Origin of the sequence: Paraburkholderia phosphatilytica (assembly GCF_003443895.1) — a bacterium.
GTDB classification, from domain to species: Bacteria; Pseudomonadota; Gammaproteobacteria; order Burkholderiales; family Burkholderiaceae; genus Paraburkholderia; species Paraburkholderia phosphatilytica.
Genome location: NZ_QQOA01000003.1, coordinates 173,969 through 187,710, shown reverse-complemented (window position 1 = coordinate 187,710; position 13,742 = coordinate 173,969). Strand labels below are relative to the sequence as shown.

Here is a 13,742-nt window from a genome sequence, read left to right as displayed (position 1 = left end):
ATCTGGCGAGCGGGCGGCGGAGGGAGCATGCGGGCGGTCTGGGGCGGGTTTGCGTTGGGCGTGTGGTGGTTGCAGCAGCAAGGTGTGTTGCCGGGTGGCTGGATGCCGCTCGCCGTGTGTGCGATGGCGGGCGTACTGGCGGGTGCTGCGCGCTGGTGTCTGCGTTCGTCGGCGCGTTTTTCTTTTGCAGCAGCATATTCCCTGGATGGTATCTGGCGCTCGCGCGTAGTTTCCGGCGCGGGCTGGCTCGCGGTTCTGCTTGCCGCGTCGTGCTGCGGGTTTCTCTACGCAGCGATGCGGGCGGATGCGCGCATCGCATACGAATTGCCGGCAGCGCTCGAAGGTCGCGATATCGATGTGCGCGGTTACGTGAAGGGATTGCCCACGCGCGATTCGAGCGGCGTGCGCTTTCTGTTTGCGGTGGAATCGGCGGAGCCCACGGCCGAACGCTTTCCGCCGCTCGTGCAATTGACGTGGGTGGCGGAGCGCGAGCCTGCGGCGCGGGCGAAGGTTTCGCAAGCGTCGCCGTTGCCGTCGCAACCGCGCGTGCGACCGGGCGCTGAACAGGCGCCTGACGGCTTGCCGCAACCGTCATCGCAAGCACTTCCCTCACTGACGCCCGGCGAGCACTGGCAATTGCGCGTGCGTCTCAAACGGCCGCACGGCTACGCGAACTTCGGCGGCCGCGACGGCGAAGCCGCGCTCTTCGCGCGCAACATCCGCGCAACCGGCGACGTGAGCGACGCGGCAAGCTCGATGCGCTTGCCCGGCTCGGCAACGGGCCCGTCCATAGGGTTCGACCGATGGCGCGCGAAAGTCCGCGCGCGCATCGAGAAGGCGCTGCCAGACTCGGCGCACCGCGGCATCGTCACGGCGCTTGCGGTGGGCGCGCAGGACGGCGTCAGCGATGCGGACTGGCAACTGATGCGCCGCACCGGCACGAGTCATCTGGTCGCGATCTCGGGGTTGCATATCGGTTTCGTGACGGGCCTCGCAGCCTGGTTCGCCGGCGCGTTGTGGCGGCGTTCGTGTTTCGTCGGGCGCGACTGGCCGTTGCGCATGCCGGCGCCGTATGTGTCCGCGCTTGCTGGCGTGCTGTTCGCGGCGATTCATGCGGGCCTCGCCGGTTTCAACGTGCCCGCGCAGCGTGTGCTGTGGATGCTCGGCGTCGTCGCGCTGGCGTTCGTCAGCGGACGCAGCGTCGCGCCTTCCGTGGTGCTGGCGTGGGCGCTGGGGCTCGTGCTCGTCGTCGATCCGTGGGCCGTGCTGTCGGCCGGGTTCTGGCTGTCGTTCTGCGCGGTCGCTGCGATCGCGTTCGCGATGTCGTCGGCGGCGCCGCGTTCGCGGCCCGCTTCGCGCGCGGTGGACGACGTCGACATCGACGTCGATCCGTACGACGACCGCGACCGCGATGAAAGGCTTCCGCGACGCGCATCGAGATGGACAGCCTGCATCGCGTGGCTGCGCCGCAAAGGCGTCCGGATACGTTCAAGAATCGAGAGCGGCGCACGCGTGCAGTTCGCGGTAACGATCGCGCTCGCGCCGCTGACCGCGCTGTGGTTCGCGCAGATTCCATTGATCGGCCCGCTCGCGAATGCGTTCGCGATACCGTGGGTGAGCGTGTCGGTGACGCCGGTCGTGCTCGCGGGTGTCGCGCTGCCCGCGCCGTTCGATGCGCTGCTGTTTCGCCTCGCACACAGCTTGCTCGATCTGCTCATGTCGGGGCTTCGCCTGGTGTCGGGGCCTGCGTGGGCGGTTTGGCAACTGCGCGCGCCGGACGGCTGGACGCTCGCCGCGGCGGCGCTCGGTGTGATCTGGGCGCTCGCGCCGCGCGGCTGGCCATTGCGCGGCGCGGCGCCGTTCGCGTGGCTGCCGCTGCTCCTTCCGCTGCCCGACACGCCACCAGCCGGCGCGTTTCGCGTGACCGCGCTCGACATCGGCCAGGGCGCATCGATTCTCGTCGAGACCGCGCAGCACCGGCTGCTGTTCGACGCGGGTCCCGGGCCCGAATCGACTCATGCGGGCGAACGGGTCGTCGTGCCGGTGCTGCGGGCAGGCGGTATCGACGCGCTGGATGCGCTCATCATCAGCCATGCCGATTCGGATCACGCGGGCGGCGCGTCGGCGGTGTTCGACGGGATCGAGGTGCGCCAGCTGCTTGCGTCGCTGGCGCCTGGGCATCCGTTATGGGAGCGCGCAACGGCTGCCCATGCCGACACCGTGCGTTGCGCGGCCGGCCAGCGCTGGCAGTGGGACGGCGTCGAGTTCGCGGTGCTGTGGCCGCAACCCGGTCCGCTGACCGGCAAGACCAACGCGCACTGCTGCGTACTACGGGTACGGCGAGTGGGCCGAGATGGCGATGCCACGCACGCGGCACTGATCACGGCCGACAACGAAGCGCCCGAGGAACGCGCGCTGGTTGCCCGCATGCGCGACGCGTTGCGCGCCGACATCCTGCTCGTGCCGCATCACGGCAGCAAGACCTCGTCGACCGAGCCCTTCCTCGACTCGGTCGAGCCGCGCGTCGCGGTATTTCAGGTAGGCTATCGCAACCGTTTTCATCATCCGAACCCCGGCGTGTGGGCGCGCTACGAAGCACGGCACATCGAGCTCGCGCGTTCGGATACGGACGGCGCGGTCCGCATCGGCGAGGAGGGCGCCGCATGGTCGCTCGAGCGGTATCGCGACACGCACCGGCGCTACTGGATGGGCCGGTGACGAGCGGCGGTCCGCAACACGGAGACAAAAACATTTGAAAAACATCATCCACTTCTCGCATGCAAATGGCTTTCCGGCGTCCACCTACCGGACCATCTTCGCGGAACTCGCCGACGACTACGAGCTGCGCTTCATCGAACGCATCGGCCATGACGCGCGCTTTCCCGTCACGCGCGACTGGCCGCATCTCGTCGACCAGCTGATCGACGATATTGGTCGTGCGTACGAGCGGCCGGTGTATCTGGTCGGGCATTCGCTGGGCGGTTATCTGTCGCTGATGGCGGCGCTGAAGAAACCGCAGTGGGTGAGGGGCGTCGTGATGCTCGACTCGCCGGTGATCGCGGGCTGGCGCAGCAGCATGCTGAAGGTGTCGCAATGGACGGGGCTCGACGACCGGCTGTCGCCCGCGGCCGCGACGCGCACTCGCCGCCAGCAGTGGAAGAGCCGCGACGAAGCGTGGCGCCATTTTCATGCGAAGCCGGCGTTCGCGCGCTGGGACGAGCGCGTGCTGTCCGACTACATCGACTTCGGCATTCCGCAGGCGGGCGCGGACGGCAGCCGCGCGCTCGCGTTCGACCGTCGCACGGAATACCAGATCTACAAGACGCTGCCGCACACGCTCGGCGCGCGGCTCGCGCATGGCGCACCGGTGCCGGTCGGTTTCATCGCCGGCACGCGCTCGAAGGAGATGCGCCAGGCCGGGCTCGACGCGACCCGCCGCGCGGCCGAAGGGCGCATCGATTACATCGAAGGCAGCCATCTGTATCCGATGGAGCGCCCGATCGAAACGGCGCGCGCGATCCAGCGGATGCTGCACCAGCTCGAACAGCTGGCGTGACGGGGCGGCGTACTGTAAAAAGCATTTCGCCGCGCACATAGCGGGACGCGAATCGCGCTGGCAAAGCGGCCGGGGCGGCGCGCCGCGAAGGTAAAACGAAACGTGCAACACGGCCGCCTGCCGCTGGGTTGGAGCCTTGCTTTACGGTATAATCCGTTTTTCCCGCGAGCATCCAGCGATGACCAAATATGTTTTTGTCACCGGCGGCGTAGTGTCTTCCCTCGGCAAGGGTATTGCCGCCGCCTCTCTCGCCGCGATCCTCGAATCGCGCGGTCTCAAAGTCACCCTCCTCAAGCTCGATCCCTACATCAACGTCGACCCCGGCACGATGAGCCCGTTTCAGCACGGCGAAGTGTTCGTGACGGAAGACGGCGCTGAAACCGACCTCGACCTTGGCCACTACGAGCGCTTCATCAGCACGAAGATGCGCAAGGCCAACAACTTCACGACCGGCCAGATCTACGAATCGGTGATCCGCAAGGAACGCCGCGGCGATTATCTCGGCAAGACCGTGCAGGTCATTCCCCACATCACGAATGAAATCCAGGCGTTCGTCGAGCGCGGCGCGGCTTCCGCGACGTGCGGCGAGCCGGACGTCGCGATCGTGGAAGTGGGCGGCACGGTGGGTGACATCGAATCGCTGCCGTTCCTCGAAGCCGCGCGCCAGATGAGCCTGCGCCTCGGCCGCAACAACGCGTGCTTCGTGCATCTGACGCTCGTGCCGTTCATCGCCACCGCGGGCGAACTGAAAACCAAACCGACCCAGCACAGCGTGCAGAAGCTGCGCGAGATCGGTATCTATCCGAACGTGCTGCTGTGCCGCGCCGATCGCCGCATTCCCGATGACGAGCGCGCGAAGATCTCGATGTTCTCGAACGTGCCGGAAGACGCGGTGATCTCCGTGTGGGACGTCGACAGCATCTACAAGATTCCGCAGATGCTGCACGATCAGGGCCTCGACAAGATCGTCTGCGAAGAACTGCGCATCGCGCCGCCGGCGGCGGATCTGTCGATGTGGGCTTCGCTCGTCGAGCGGCTCGAACATCCGAAGCACGAAGTCACAATCGGCATGGTCGGCAAGTACGTCGATCTGACGGAGTCGTACAAGTCGCTGATCGAAGCGCTGCGCCATGCGTCGATCCACACGTCGACGAAGGTCAACATCGAGTACATCGATTCCGAAGAGGTCGATGCGAACGGCGTCGAAAGCCTCACGCATCTCGATGCGGTGCTCGTGCCGGGCGGCTTCGGCCGCCGTGGCACCGAAGGCAAGATCAAGGCGATCCAGTACGCGCGCGAAGCGAAGGTGCCGTATCTCGGCATCTGCCTCGGCATGCAGCTCGCGGTGATCGAGTTCGCGCGCGACGTGGTCGGCCTCAAGGAAGCGAACAGCACCGAGTTCGATCCGAACACACCGGACCGCGTGGTCGCGCTGATCACCGAGTGGTACGACCGCGAAGGCAAGGTCGAGAAGCGCACCGAGGAATCCGATCTCGGCGGCACGATGCGCCTCGGTTCGCAGCGCTGCCCGATCAAGCCCGGCACGATGGCCGAAGAGATCTACGGCAAGGACGTGAACGAGCGCCACCGTCACCGCTACGAGGTCAACAACCGCTACGTGCCGCAGCTCGAAGCGGGCGGCCTCGTCATCAGCGCGCGCACGCCGAGCGAAGACCTGCCGGAAATGATGGAGTTGCCGCGCGAGATGCACCCGTGGTTCGTCGGCGTGCAGTTCCACCCCGAATTCACGTCGACGCCGCGCGACGGGCATCCGCTCTTCAAGGCGTTCGTCGAAGCCGCGCTGGCCAACCAGCTGGCGCGCGTCGAGGAGAAAGCATGAAACTGTGCGGTTTCGAGGCCGGTCTCGACCAGCCGTTCTTCCTGATCGCGGGTACGTGTGTAGTCGAATCGGAGCAGATGACGATCGACACCGCCGGCCGCCTGAAGGAAATCTGCGCGAAGCTCGGCGTCCCGTTCATCTACAAGTCCTCGTACGACAAGGCGAACCGCAGCAGCGGCAAGTCGTTCCGCGGCCTCGGGATGGACGAGGGGCTGCGCATCCTGTCGGAAGTGAAACGTCAGCTCGGCCTGCCGGTGCTGACCGACGTGCACAGCGAAGCCGAGATCGAGCAGGTCGCGTCGGTGGTCGACGTGCTGCAGACGCCCGCGTTCCTGTGCCGCCAGACCGACTTCATCCACGCGTGCGCGCGCTCGGGCAAGCCGGTCAACATCAAGAAGGGCCAGTTTCTCGCGCCGCACGACATGAAGAACGTGATCGACAAGGCGCGCGACGCGGCCCGCGAAGCCGGCCTGTCGGATGACCGCTTCCTCGCGTGCGAGCGTGGCGTGTCGTTCGGCTATAACAACCTCGTCTCGGACATGCGCTCGCTCGCGATTATGCGCGAGACGGCCGCGCCGGTCGTGTTCGACGCCACCCACTCGGTGCAGTTGCCGGGCGGGCAGGGCACGAGTTCGGGCGGCCAGCGCGAGTTCGTGCCGGTGCTGGCGCGCGCCGCGGTTGCCACGGGCGTCGCGGGGCTCTTCATGGAGACGCACCCGAAGCCCGCCGAAGCGAAGTCGGACGGCCCGAACGCGGTGCCGCTGCATCGCATGGCCGATCTGCTCGAGACGCTCGTAACGCTGGACCAGGCGGTCAAGCGCACGCCGTTCCTCGAAAGCGATTTCAACTAATTACAGATGGTATGCACGCGGGCGCCGCGAATCGTGGCGCGACGCGGGTGGAGGAGAGCCCTGAGGGTTGCCAGCGGTTGCCGGCGTGTGATGCGCCGTATGCGGAAGCAGGCAACCTGATTGCAACAGCCGGCCGTTATAGTGCGCGATGCATCGGCGGACCGGATCCCTCCGCCGGTCCGCATCGTAGAAGAACCCGACTCACGTCAGCCGCGTATCGCGCCATCGTGCGCATGCGGAAGCCGGCAGCAATGGCGGCGCGGATGGCGGGCGTGGTCGCCGTCAGAATCCAATGTCATGTTGAGGAAACCATGAGTGCTATCGTAGATATCATCGGTCGCGAGATTCTCGATTCGCGAGGCAACCCCACCGTCGAGTGCGACGTGCTGCTGGAATCGGGCACGATGGGCCGCGCGGCGGTGCCGTCGGGCGCGTCGACGGGCTCGCGCGAAGCGATCGAGCTGCGCGACGGCGAAGCCGGCCGCTACGGCGGCAAGGGGGTGCTGAAGGCGGTCGAGCACATCAACACCGAAATCTCCGAAGCCATCATGGGCCTCGACGCATCGGAGCAGGCGTTCCTCGACAAGACGCTGCTCGAGCTCGACGGCACCGACAACAAGTCGCGTCTCGGCGCGAACGCGATGCTGGCCGTTTCGATGGCCGTCGCGAAGGCCGCGGCTGAAGAAGCCGGCCTGCCGCTCTACCGCTACTTCGGCGGCTCGGGCGCGATGCAGCTGCCGGTGCCGATGATGAACATCGTCAACGGCGGCGCGCACGCGAACAACAGCCTGGACATCCAGGAATTCATGATCGTGCCGGTCAGCCAGCCGACCTTCCGCGAAGCGCTGCGCTGCGGCGCCGAAGTGTTCCACGCGCTGAAGAAGATCCTCGCGGACCGCGGCATGAGCACGGCCGTCGGCGACGAAGGCGGCTTCGCGCCGAATTTCGGCAGCAACGACGAGTGCCTGTCCACCATCCTGCAGGCCATCGAAAAGGCCGGCTACCGCGCCGGCGAAGACGTGCTGCTCGCACTGGACTGCGCGGCAAGCGAGTTCTACCACGACGGCAAGTACCAGCTGGCGGGCGAAGGCCTGCAGCTGTCGTCGGCGGAATTCACGGATTACCTCGCGACGCTCGCGGACAAGTTCCCGATCGTGTCGATCGAAGACGGCATGCACGAAAGCGACTGGGACGGCTGGAAGCTGCTGACCGACAAGCTCGGCAAGAAGATCCAGCTGGTCGGCGACGACCTCTTCGTCACGAACACGCGCATCCTGAAGGAAGGCATCGAGAAGGGCATCGCGAACTCGATCCTGATCAAGATCAACCAGATCGGCACGCTGACGGAAACCTTTGCGGCGATCGAGATGGCGAAGCGCGCCGGCTACACGGCCGTGATCTCGCACCGCTCGGGCGAAACCGAAGATTCCACCATCGCGGACATCGCCGTCGGTCTGAACGCCGGCCAGATCAAGACCGGTTCGCTGTCGCGCAGCGACCGCATCTCGAAGTACAACCAGTTGCTGCGCATCGAGGAAGACCTCGGCGATATCGCCAGCTACCCGGGCAAGTCGACGTTCTACAATCTGCGCTAAGACGCAACCCGGCATTGCATCCGATCCTTTCCGTTCCAGCTTGACTTCGCCGCCCTGCGTATAGCGCAGGGCGGCGCGTATTCTCTCGGCGTCTTTCATGCGCATCGTTACTGTCGTTCTGGTCGTCCTGCTGGTGTTGATCCAGTATCCGCTCTGGTGGGGACATGGCGGCTGGCTGAGCGTTCATGAGCTGCAGCAGCAACTCGCGGCGCAGCAGCAGAAGAACGACGACGAAAAGCTGCGCAACGAACGTCTCGCGGGCGAAGTGCAGGATCTGCAGTCCGGCACGGCCGCGGTCGAAGAGCGGGCGCGCTACGAGATGGGGATGGTGAAGGACAGCGAGGTGTTCGTGCAGTTCGTGTCGCCGAACGCGCCGCTGCCGACGTCGAATCCGGCGGCGAACAACACGTCGACGCGCGGCGTGATGTCGGCGGCGCCCGTCAAGGTCGTGCCGAACCCGCAGCCGATGCCGAAGCCGGAGAAGAAGCACGGCAAGAAGGCCGCGAACGAGAAGACCGGCAAGGACAAGCACACCGGTTAGGGCATGCGTGGTGCCCACAGATACGAAAAGGCGCGGTTCCAGGACCGCGCCTTTTGCATTTCAGAGCGTCGAGGCGATGCGCTCATCGGCCTGTGCCGAAGCGCTGCTCACCAGCCCCACATCGGCCCATATCCATATCCCACGCCGACGCCCGTTGTCCAGCCCGGACCCCAGCCGCCGCCATAGTAGCCACCGTAGCCGCCGTACACGGTGACCGGCTGCGCGTAGTAGCGCGACCAGGCTTGCGCGGCGGCGTCCCAGGCCATCTGCTGGCTCTGGTCGGCCATCACCTGTTTGTCGATCGCGTCGTACTGCTTGCGCTGTGCTTCGGTGAGCGGATGCGCGGTGGCGGCGACTCCGGACTGGTCGGGCGGCAGACGGCTGTAGATCGGCGACGGGCCGGGCGGGTCGAGCGTGCAGCCGGCCATCGCGAGGCCGTCTGCGACAAGCGCCAGCGCGAGCGCGCTGCGTGCGGCCCGCGGCAGCTGAGCGAACCGCAGCTGAGCGAACGGATTCATGACGGTCTCCTGATGATCCTGATGGCCCTGGTAGCCCGGGTAGCCCGCTTCAGTGACGCTGCGAGGAATCCGCCGGCGACACGCCCTGTGAGAGTCCGCTCGCCGCGAAAAGTTGCGCGACGTCGACCGGATCGAACTCGTAGCGCTGGTTGCAGTACTCGCAGTGAATCTCGACGTGACCGCGCTCCTCGATCACCTCGTCGACCTCGCCGCGGCCGAGCATCTTCAGCATCGCGCCGACCTTCTCGCGCGAACACGTGCATTCGAAGCGCGCGACGGCCGGTTCGAAGCGCTGCACCTTTTCCTGCCAGAACAGGCGGCGGAACAGCGTGTCGGGCTCCTCGGCCAGCAGCTCGTCGCGCGACAGCGTGCTGCCGAGCACGCAGACGCGCTCCCACGTATCGCTGTCGAGCTCGTGCGGATGCGGGACGATGCCGCCGTCGCCGGGCAGCTTCTGCAGCAGCATGCCGACCGCGCGGTCCGCGTCCGCTGCGAGCCACAGCCGCGTGTCGAGCTGCTCGGAGTGGTGCATGTAGTGCTCGAGTACCTCGGCCATCGACTTCAGCGGACCATCCTCGCCGTTCAGCGGCACGATGCCCTGATACGGCTGCTGGCCCGGCACCTTGTCGCGCGGATCGAGCGTGATCACGCAGCGGCCGTGGCCGGTCACGTTGACGAGGTCGGCGAGGGTTGCGTCGTCGCCGATCGTGGCGGCTGCATCGCCTGCGAACTTCGCGGTGGCGCGCAGCGACAGGTCCGAGTTGCACTGGACGACGAGCATCTGCACCGGGCCGTCGCCGAAGATCTGCATGATCAGCGTGCCGTCGAATTTCAGGTTCGCGGACAGCAGCGCGGACGCCGCCATCATCTCGCCGAGCATCGTGCGCACCGGGGCCGGATAGTCGCGGCGCGTGAGCACTTCCTGCCACGTGTCGCGCAGCGAGACGATCTCGCCGCGCACCGGCGCGCTGTTGAACATGAATTTTTGCAGCTGGTCGTTCACAACTCTTCCTTCTGTCGAATGGCGTGGCGGCCGGCCCGTGGCGCCACGCCGGACGATCGTGTCAGCGGGGTGCGGGCAGGCGCGCCGATGCGCCTGATGATGCGATGATTGCTCCGGCGCCACCCGTACGCGCCCGGCCTGCTAGCCGATGCGAACGAGTTTCGCCTTGAAAAAGTCCCGGCGCTCGACGTAGCCCGCCGCATTGCGCTTCAAACCTTCGATGTCCGCTTCGGTCAGCTCGCGCACCACTTTCGCGGGCGCGCCGAGGATCAGCGAGTTGTCGGGGAACACCTTGCCTTCGGTCACGACGGCGCCGGCGCCGACCAGACAGTTGTGGCCGATCACCGCGCCATTCAAGACCACGGCCTGAATACCTATGAGCGCGCCTTCCTTGATCGTGCAGCCATGGAGCATGGCCTGATGACCGACGGTCACGTTGGCTTCGATCGTGAGCGGGAAGCCCGGGTCCGCGTGCAGCACCGCGCCTTCCTGCACGTTGGTGCCGGCGCCGATGCGGATCGGTTCGTTGTCGCCGCGGATCGATGCGCCGAACCAGACGCTCGCGTTTGCTTCGAGCGTGACGTCGCCGATGATGGCGGCGTTGTCCGCGACGAACACGGTTTCGTGGATGGTCGGGGCGGCGTCGCCGAGTTTGTAGATTGCCACAGTGTCTCCAGAAGTCAGGCAGGCCGATATGACCTGCATCCCCGCCAGTTGATCGAATCAAGTATTGTAAACGGTTGTGCAAAAACCCCGATGTGTCCCGGCAAGCGGTGCTTTTCAGTTCAGGGCTGGGACCACGGCGAATCTCTTCGATCGAAGTCTCGCAGGTTATGAGTGACGGTTTTCTTTCGTGCGGCGCATCGCGCGCGGACGCTCCGGCGCCGCGGCCCTGCATGCGCGCGGCGGCGCTCGATGCGTTGCTGATCCGCGATCCGGTTGCAAAAGCCGACGCGGCGCGCTCGCTTTACGCGCGCTTCACGGCGGCGGAGACGCGCTGCGATCCGGCGCGTACGTTCGACGAACCCGCCGGGCTGCCCGGCCGGCCCGAGCGTCCCGAACTCGTCGAGCCGCGCCGTCTGGGCCGGCGCAGCATGCAGTCGGCGCAAGGGCGCGCGGTGCTGCTGCACGCGCTGTCGCACATCGAGTTCAACGCGATCAACCTCGCGCTCGACGCCGTCTGGCGCTTCGCCGGCATGCCCGCGCCGTTCTACGCGGACTGGCTGAAGGTCGCGGCCGAAGAGGCGTATCACTTCACGCTGCTGACCGCGCGGCTCGCACAGTTCGGACACGCGTACGGCGATTTCCCGGCGCACGACGGCCTGTGGGACATGTGCGACCGCACGCGAGGCGACGTGCTGGCGCGCATGGCGCTCGTGCCGCGCACGCTCGAAGCGCGCGGCCTCGACGCGTCGCCGCCGATCCGCGCGCGTCTGCAGCAGGCGGGCGACCCCGAATCCGCGGCGATTCTCGACGTGATCCTGCGCGACGAGATCGGTCACGTGCTGATCGGCAACCGCTGGTTCCGCTACCTGTGCGAGCAGGGTGGCCTCGATCCGCACGACACGTATCTGCGCCTCGCGGACCAGTATCGCGCGCCGAAACTCCGTGGGCCGTTCAATTTCGAGGCGCGCAGGGATGCCGGCTTCGACGAGGCGGAACTCGCGGCGCTGACCGCGATGGCCGAGGCGGGCGGGCCGCAGGCAAGGCCGTCTGGCGATGGTTGAGGATGGTTGAGGGTTGCCTCGACCCCTTGGTCGGCTATCGCGGCGCTATCTCGATATAATCGAACGACCATTCTTTTTTTGCGGGTCGCCCATGAACACTTCCCAATCCGAGTTCGTTACCGTCCGTGGCGTGCGGCTGCACGTGCGCCGCTGGGGCAATCCCGACGCGCCGAAGCTGTTCATGCTGCACGGCTGGATGGACGTCGCGGCGTCGTTCCAGTTCGTCGTCGATGCGCTGGGCGGCGACTGGCAGGTGCTTGCGCCCGATGCCCGCGGCTTCGGCCTGTCCGACTGGCCGGTCGCCGCGCAAGGCGGCGGCCACTACTGGTTTCACGACTACCTCGGCGATCTGGAGGCGCTGCTCGACCACTACGCGCCCGAAGGCGAGGTCAACCTCGTCGGGCACAGCATGGGCGCGAACGTCGTGTGCCTGTACGCGGGGTTGCGGCCGGAGCGGGTGCGGCGCGTGGTCGACCTGGAAGGCTTCGGGCTCGCGCCCGCGCATCCAAAGCAGGCGCCGCGCCGGACGCGCGAATGGCTCGACGAACTGCGCGACCCCCCGCGCCTGAAGCCGTATGCGTCGCTCGACGAGGTCGCCGCGCGGCTCGTCAAGACCAATCCGCGCCTCGCGCCGCAACGCGCGAAGTTCCTCGCGCAGCACTGGTCGAAGCCCGACGGCAACGGCGGCTACGTGCTGCTCGCCGATCCGGCGCACAAGCAGCGCGGGCCGCTCTTGTACCGGCTCGACGAGGTGATGGCGATCTGGTCGAAGGTCACGGCGAAGGTGCTGCACGTCGAGGCCGCGGGCTCGCCGACGCTGTCGCATCTGGCCGGAGAAATTCCGCTCGACGAATACAAGGCCCGCTTCGCCGCGTTTTCGGACTGGCGCGAGAAAATTGTCGACGAGGCGGGTCACATGGTTCACCACGATCAGCCTGAGCAGATTGCTGCGCTGATCGAAGCATTTTGCGCGTAATGTGACCGTGTGACGGTCGTTTTATGGTGGGATCGTTCGATTAACCCGGTCAGCCCGATGAATATTTTTCACTCGTAGGACGTTAAGCGACCCCTGCGTAGCTGTTGCGCATTGCAGTAAAATAGTCGGACAACTCTTAAGCGCAACGATGAACGCCGACCTTCACTGCCACTCCACTGTCTCCGATGGCTATTTCTCGCCAACGGACGTTGCGCGCCGCGCGCAGGCGGGCGGGGTGACGCTGTGGTCGCTCACCGATCATGACGAGATCGGCGGGCAGGTGGAAGCGCGTCAGGCCGCCCTCGAACTCGGCATGGACTATCTGTGCGGCGTCGAGATCTCGGTCACGTGGGCGTCGCGCACCGTGCACATCGTCGGGCTGCACGTCGATCCGGCGTGCGAAGCGCTCGTCGCCGGCCTCGAGCGCACCCGCAACGGCCGCGCCGCGCGGGCCGAAGCGATGGGCGAGGCGCTCGAAGCGCTCGGCATTCCGAACGCGTACGAAGGCGCGCTGAAGTTCGTGTCGAACCCGGACCTGATCTCACGCACGCACTTCGCGCGCTTCCTCGTGGAAAGCGGCTACGCGGAGTCGACCCAGGACGTGTTCTCGCGCTATCTCGGCGAAGGCAAGCCGGGTTTCATCGCGCACCGCTGGGCGAAGCTCGCGGACGCCGTGCAGTGGATCCACGCGGCGGGCGGCGAGGCGATCGTCGCGCATCCGGGACGTTACGCGTACACGCCGGTCGAGTTCGATGCGCTCTTCAGCGAATTCATCGACCTGGGCGGCAAGGCGATCGAAGTGATCACCGGCAGTCATACGCCGGACCAGTATCGCGAATACGCTGACGTCGCGCGCCGCTACGGCTTCGAGGCTTCGCGCGGCTCCGACTTCCATGCGCCGGGAGAAGGGCGCATCGAACTCGGCAGCCTGCCGCCGTTGCCGTCCGATCTCAAACCCGTCTGGGAACGCTGGCTTTGACGCCGTCACGTGACGGCATACAACGTGCATAGGTTGGTTCGGCTGTCTGTTGCGCCGATTCGCCGCACGCGGCACGATCGTGCCCAGCGAATCGTCGGCAGGTAGGTGGCAAATTAGCGGCAAATCAGCGTCGTACTGGACTCCCATTCGCGACTT

General features: G+C 66.4%; 12 protein-coding genes. 9 read left to right on the top strand and 3 right to left on the bottom strand.

The window, feature by feature from the left end; translation table 11 throughout:
* The first annotated feature begins 27 nt into the window (after positions 1 to 27).
* The 6 genes from DVS29_RS04415 to ftsB all read left to right on the top strand — a co-directional run bounded on the left by DVS29_RS04415 (position 28) and on the right by ftsB (position 8,383).
* Positions 28 to 2,718 carry a DNA internalization-related competence protein ComEC/Rec2 gene (locus tag DVS29_RS04415; RefSeq protein WP_118179219.1) on the top strand — a complete coding sequence of 897 codons (2,691 nt, stop codon included), beginning with the start codon at positions 28 to 30 and terminating at the stop codon, positions 2,716 to 2,718.
* 34 nt (positions 2,719 to 2,752) lie between these two features.
* Entirely contained in the window at positions 2,753 to 3,556 is an 804-nt protein-coding gene (locus DVS29_RS04410) for an alpha/beta fold hydrolase (RefSeq protein WP_118179218.1), read from the top strand.
* A 178-nt stretch (positions 3,557 to 3,734) separates the two neighbouring features.
* The gene (locus DVS29_RS04405) at positions 3,735 to 5,396 is read left to right on the top strand and encodes a CTP synthase (RefSeq protein ID WP_118179217.1); all 1,662 of its coding nucleotides are present in this window, start codon (positions 3,735 to 3,737) and stop codon (positions 5,394 to 5,396) included.
* Positions 5,393 to 6,247, top strand: coding sequence for a 3-deoxy-8-phosphooctulonate synthase (gene kdsA, locus DVS29_RS04400; RefSeq protein ID WP_118179216.1), 855 nt, complete (start codon positions 5,393 to 5,395; stop codon positions 6,245 to 6,247). Before DVS29_RS04405 ends, kdsA begins: the two co-directional genes overlap by 4 nt.
* A 311-nt stretch (positions 6,248 to 6,558) precedes the next feature.
* On the top strand, positions 6,559 to 7,842 hold the full coding sequence (eno, locus tag DVS29_RS04395; protein WP_118179215.1) for a phosphopyruvate hydratase: 1,284 nt from the start codon (positions 6,559 to 6,561) through the stop codon (positions 7,840 to 7,842).
* Positions 7,843 to 7,939: 97 nt separating this feature from the next.
* On the top strand, positions 7,940 to 8,383 hold the full coding sequence (ftsB, locus tag DVS29_RS04390; RefSeq protein WP_118179214.1) for a cell division protein FtsB: 444 nt from the start codon (positions 7,940 to 7,942) through the stop codon (positions 8,381 to 8,383).
* Between the two features lie 107 nt (positions 8,384 to 8,490).
* On the opposite strand, the gene DVS29_RS04385 is transcribed toward ftsB, so the two are convergent.
* The 3 genes from DVS29_RS04385 to DVS29_RS04375 form a co-directional block, all read right to left on the bottom strand.
* The gene (locus DVS29_RS04385) at positions 8,491 to 8,901 is read right to left on the bottom strand and encodes a hypothetical protein (protein WP_118179213.1); all 411 of its coding nucleotides are present in this window, start codon (positions 8,899 to 8,901) and stop codon (positions 8,491 to 8,493) included.
* 49 nt (positions 8,902 to 8,950) lie between these two features.
* Positions 8,951 to 9,904 carry an Hsp33 family molecular chaperone HslO gene (gene hslO / locus DVS29_RS04380; RefSeq protein WP_118179212.1) on the bottom strand — a complete coding sequence of 318 codons (954 nt, stop codon included), beginning with the start codon at positions 9,902 to 9,904 and terminating at the stop codon, positions 8,951 to 8,953.
* 141 nt (positions 9,905 to 10,045) lie between these two features.
* The gene (locus DVS29_RS04375) at positions 10,046 to 10,570 is read right to left on the bottom strand and encodes a gamma carbonic anhydrase family protein (protein WP_118179211.1); all 525 of its coding nucleotides are present in this window, start codon (positions 10,568 to 10,570) and stop codon (positions 10,046 to 10,048) included.
* Between the two features lie 167 nt (positions 10,571 to 10,737).
* Here DVS29_RS04375 and DVS29_RS04370 point away from each other — a divergent pair, with 167 nt between their 5' ends.
* From DVS29_RS04370 to DVS29_RS04360, 3 genes are all read left to right on the top strand, one after another.
* A complete protein-coding gene (locus DVS29_RS04370; protein WP_118179210.1) occupies positions 10,738 to 11,631 on the top strand; it encodes a ferritin-like domain-containing protein in 894 nt (297 codons plus the stop codon).
* Positions 11,632 to 11,722: 91 nt separating this feature from the next.
* On the top strand, positions 11,723 to 12,607 hold the full coding sequence (locus DVS29_RS04365) for an alpha/beta fold hydrolase (RefSeq protein ID WP_118179209.1): 885 nt from the start codon (positions 11,723 to 11,725) through the stop codon (positions 12,605 to 12,607).
* A 148-nt stretch (positions 12,608 to 12,755) separates the two neighbouring features.
* Positions 12,756 to 13,586, top strand: a complete 831-nt coding sequence (locus DVS29_RS04360) for a 3',5'-nucleoside bisphosphate phosphatase (protein ID WP_118179208.1) — start codon at positions 12,756 to 12,758, stop codon at positions 13,584 to 13,586.
* Positions 13,587 to 13,742 lie beyond the last annotated feature (156 nt).

Bases quoted from the DNA above. Each gene is read 5' to 3' on its own strand.
- DVS29_RS04415 (WP_118179219.1), top strand. From the start codon at position 28: ATGCGGGCGGTCTGGGGCGGGTTTGCGTTGGGCGTGTGGTGGTTGCAG.
- DVS29_RS04405 (WP_118179217.1), top strand. From the start codon at position 3,735: ATGACCAAATATGTTTTTGTCACCGGCGGCGTAGTGTCTTCCCTCGGC.
- kdsA (WP_118179216.1), top strand. From the start codon at position 5,393: ATGAAACTGTGCGGTTTCGAGGCCGGTCTCGACCAGCCGTTCTTCCTG.
- eno (WP_118179215.1), top strand. From the start codon at position 6,559: ATGAGTGCTATCGTAGATATCATCGGTCGCGAGATTCTCGATTCGCGA.
- ftsB (WP_118179214.1), top strand. From the start codon at position 7,940: ATGCGCATCGTTACTGTCGTTCTGGTCGTCCTGCTGGTGTTGATCCAG.
- DVS29_RS04385 (WP_118179213.1), bottom strand. From the start codon at position 8,901: ATGAATCCGTTCGCTCAGCTGCGGTTCGCTCAGCTGCCGCGGGCCGCA.
- DVS29_RS04370 (WP_118179210.1), top strand. From the start codon at position 10,738: ATGAGTGACGGTTTTCTTTCGTGCGGCGCATCGCGCGCGGACGCTCCG.
- DVS29_RS04365 (WP_118179209.1), top strand. From the start codon at position 11,723: ATGAACACTTCCCAATCCGAGTTCGTTACCGTCCGTGGCGTGCGGCTG.
- DVS29_RS04360 (WP_118179208.1), top strand. From the start codon at position 12,756: ATGAACGCCGACCTTCACTGCCACTCCACTGTCTCCGATGGCTATTTC.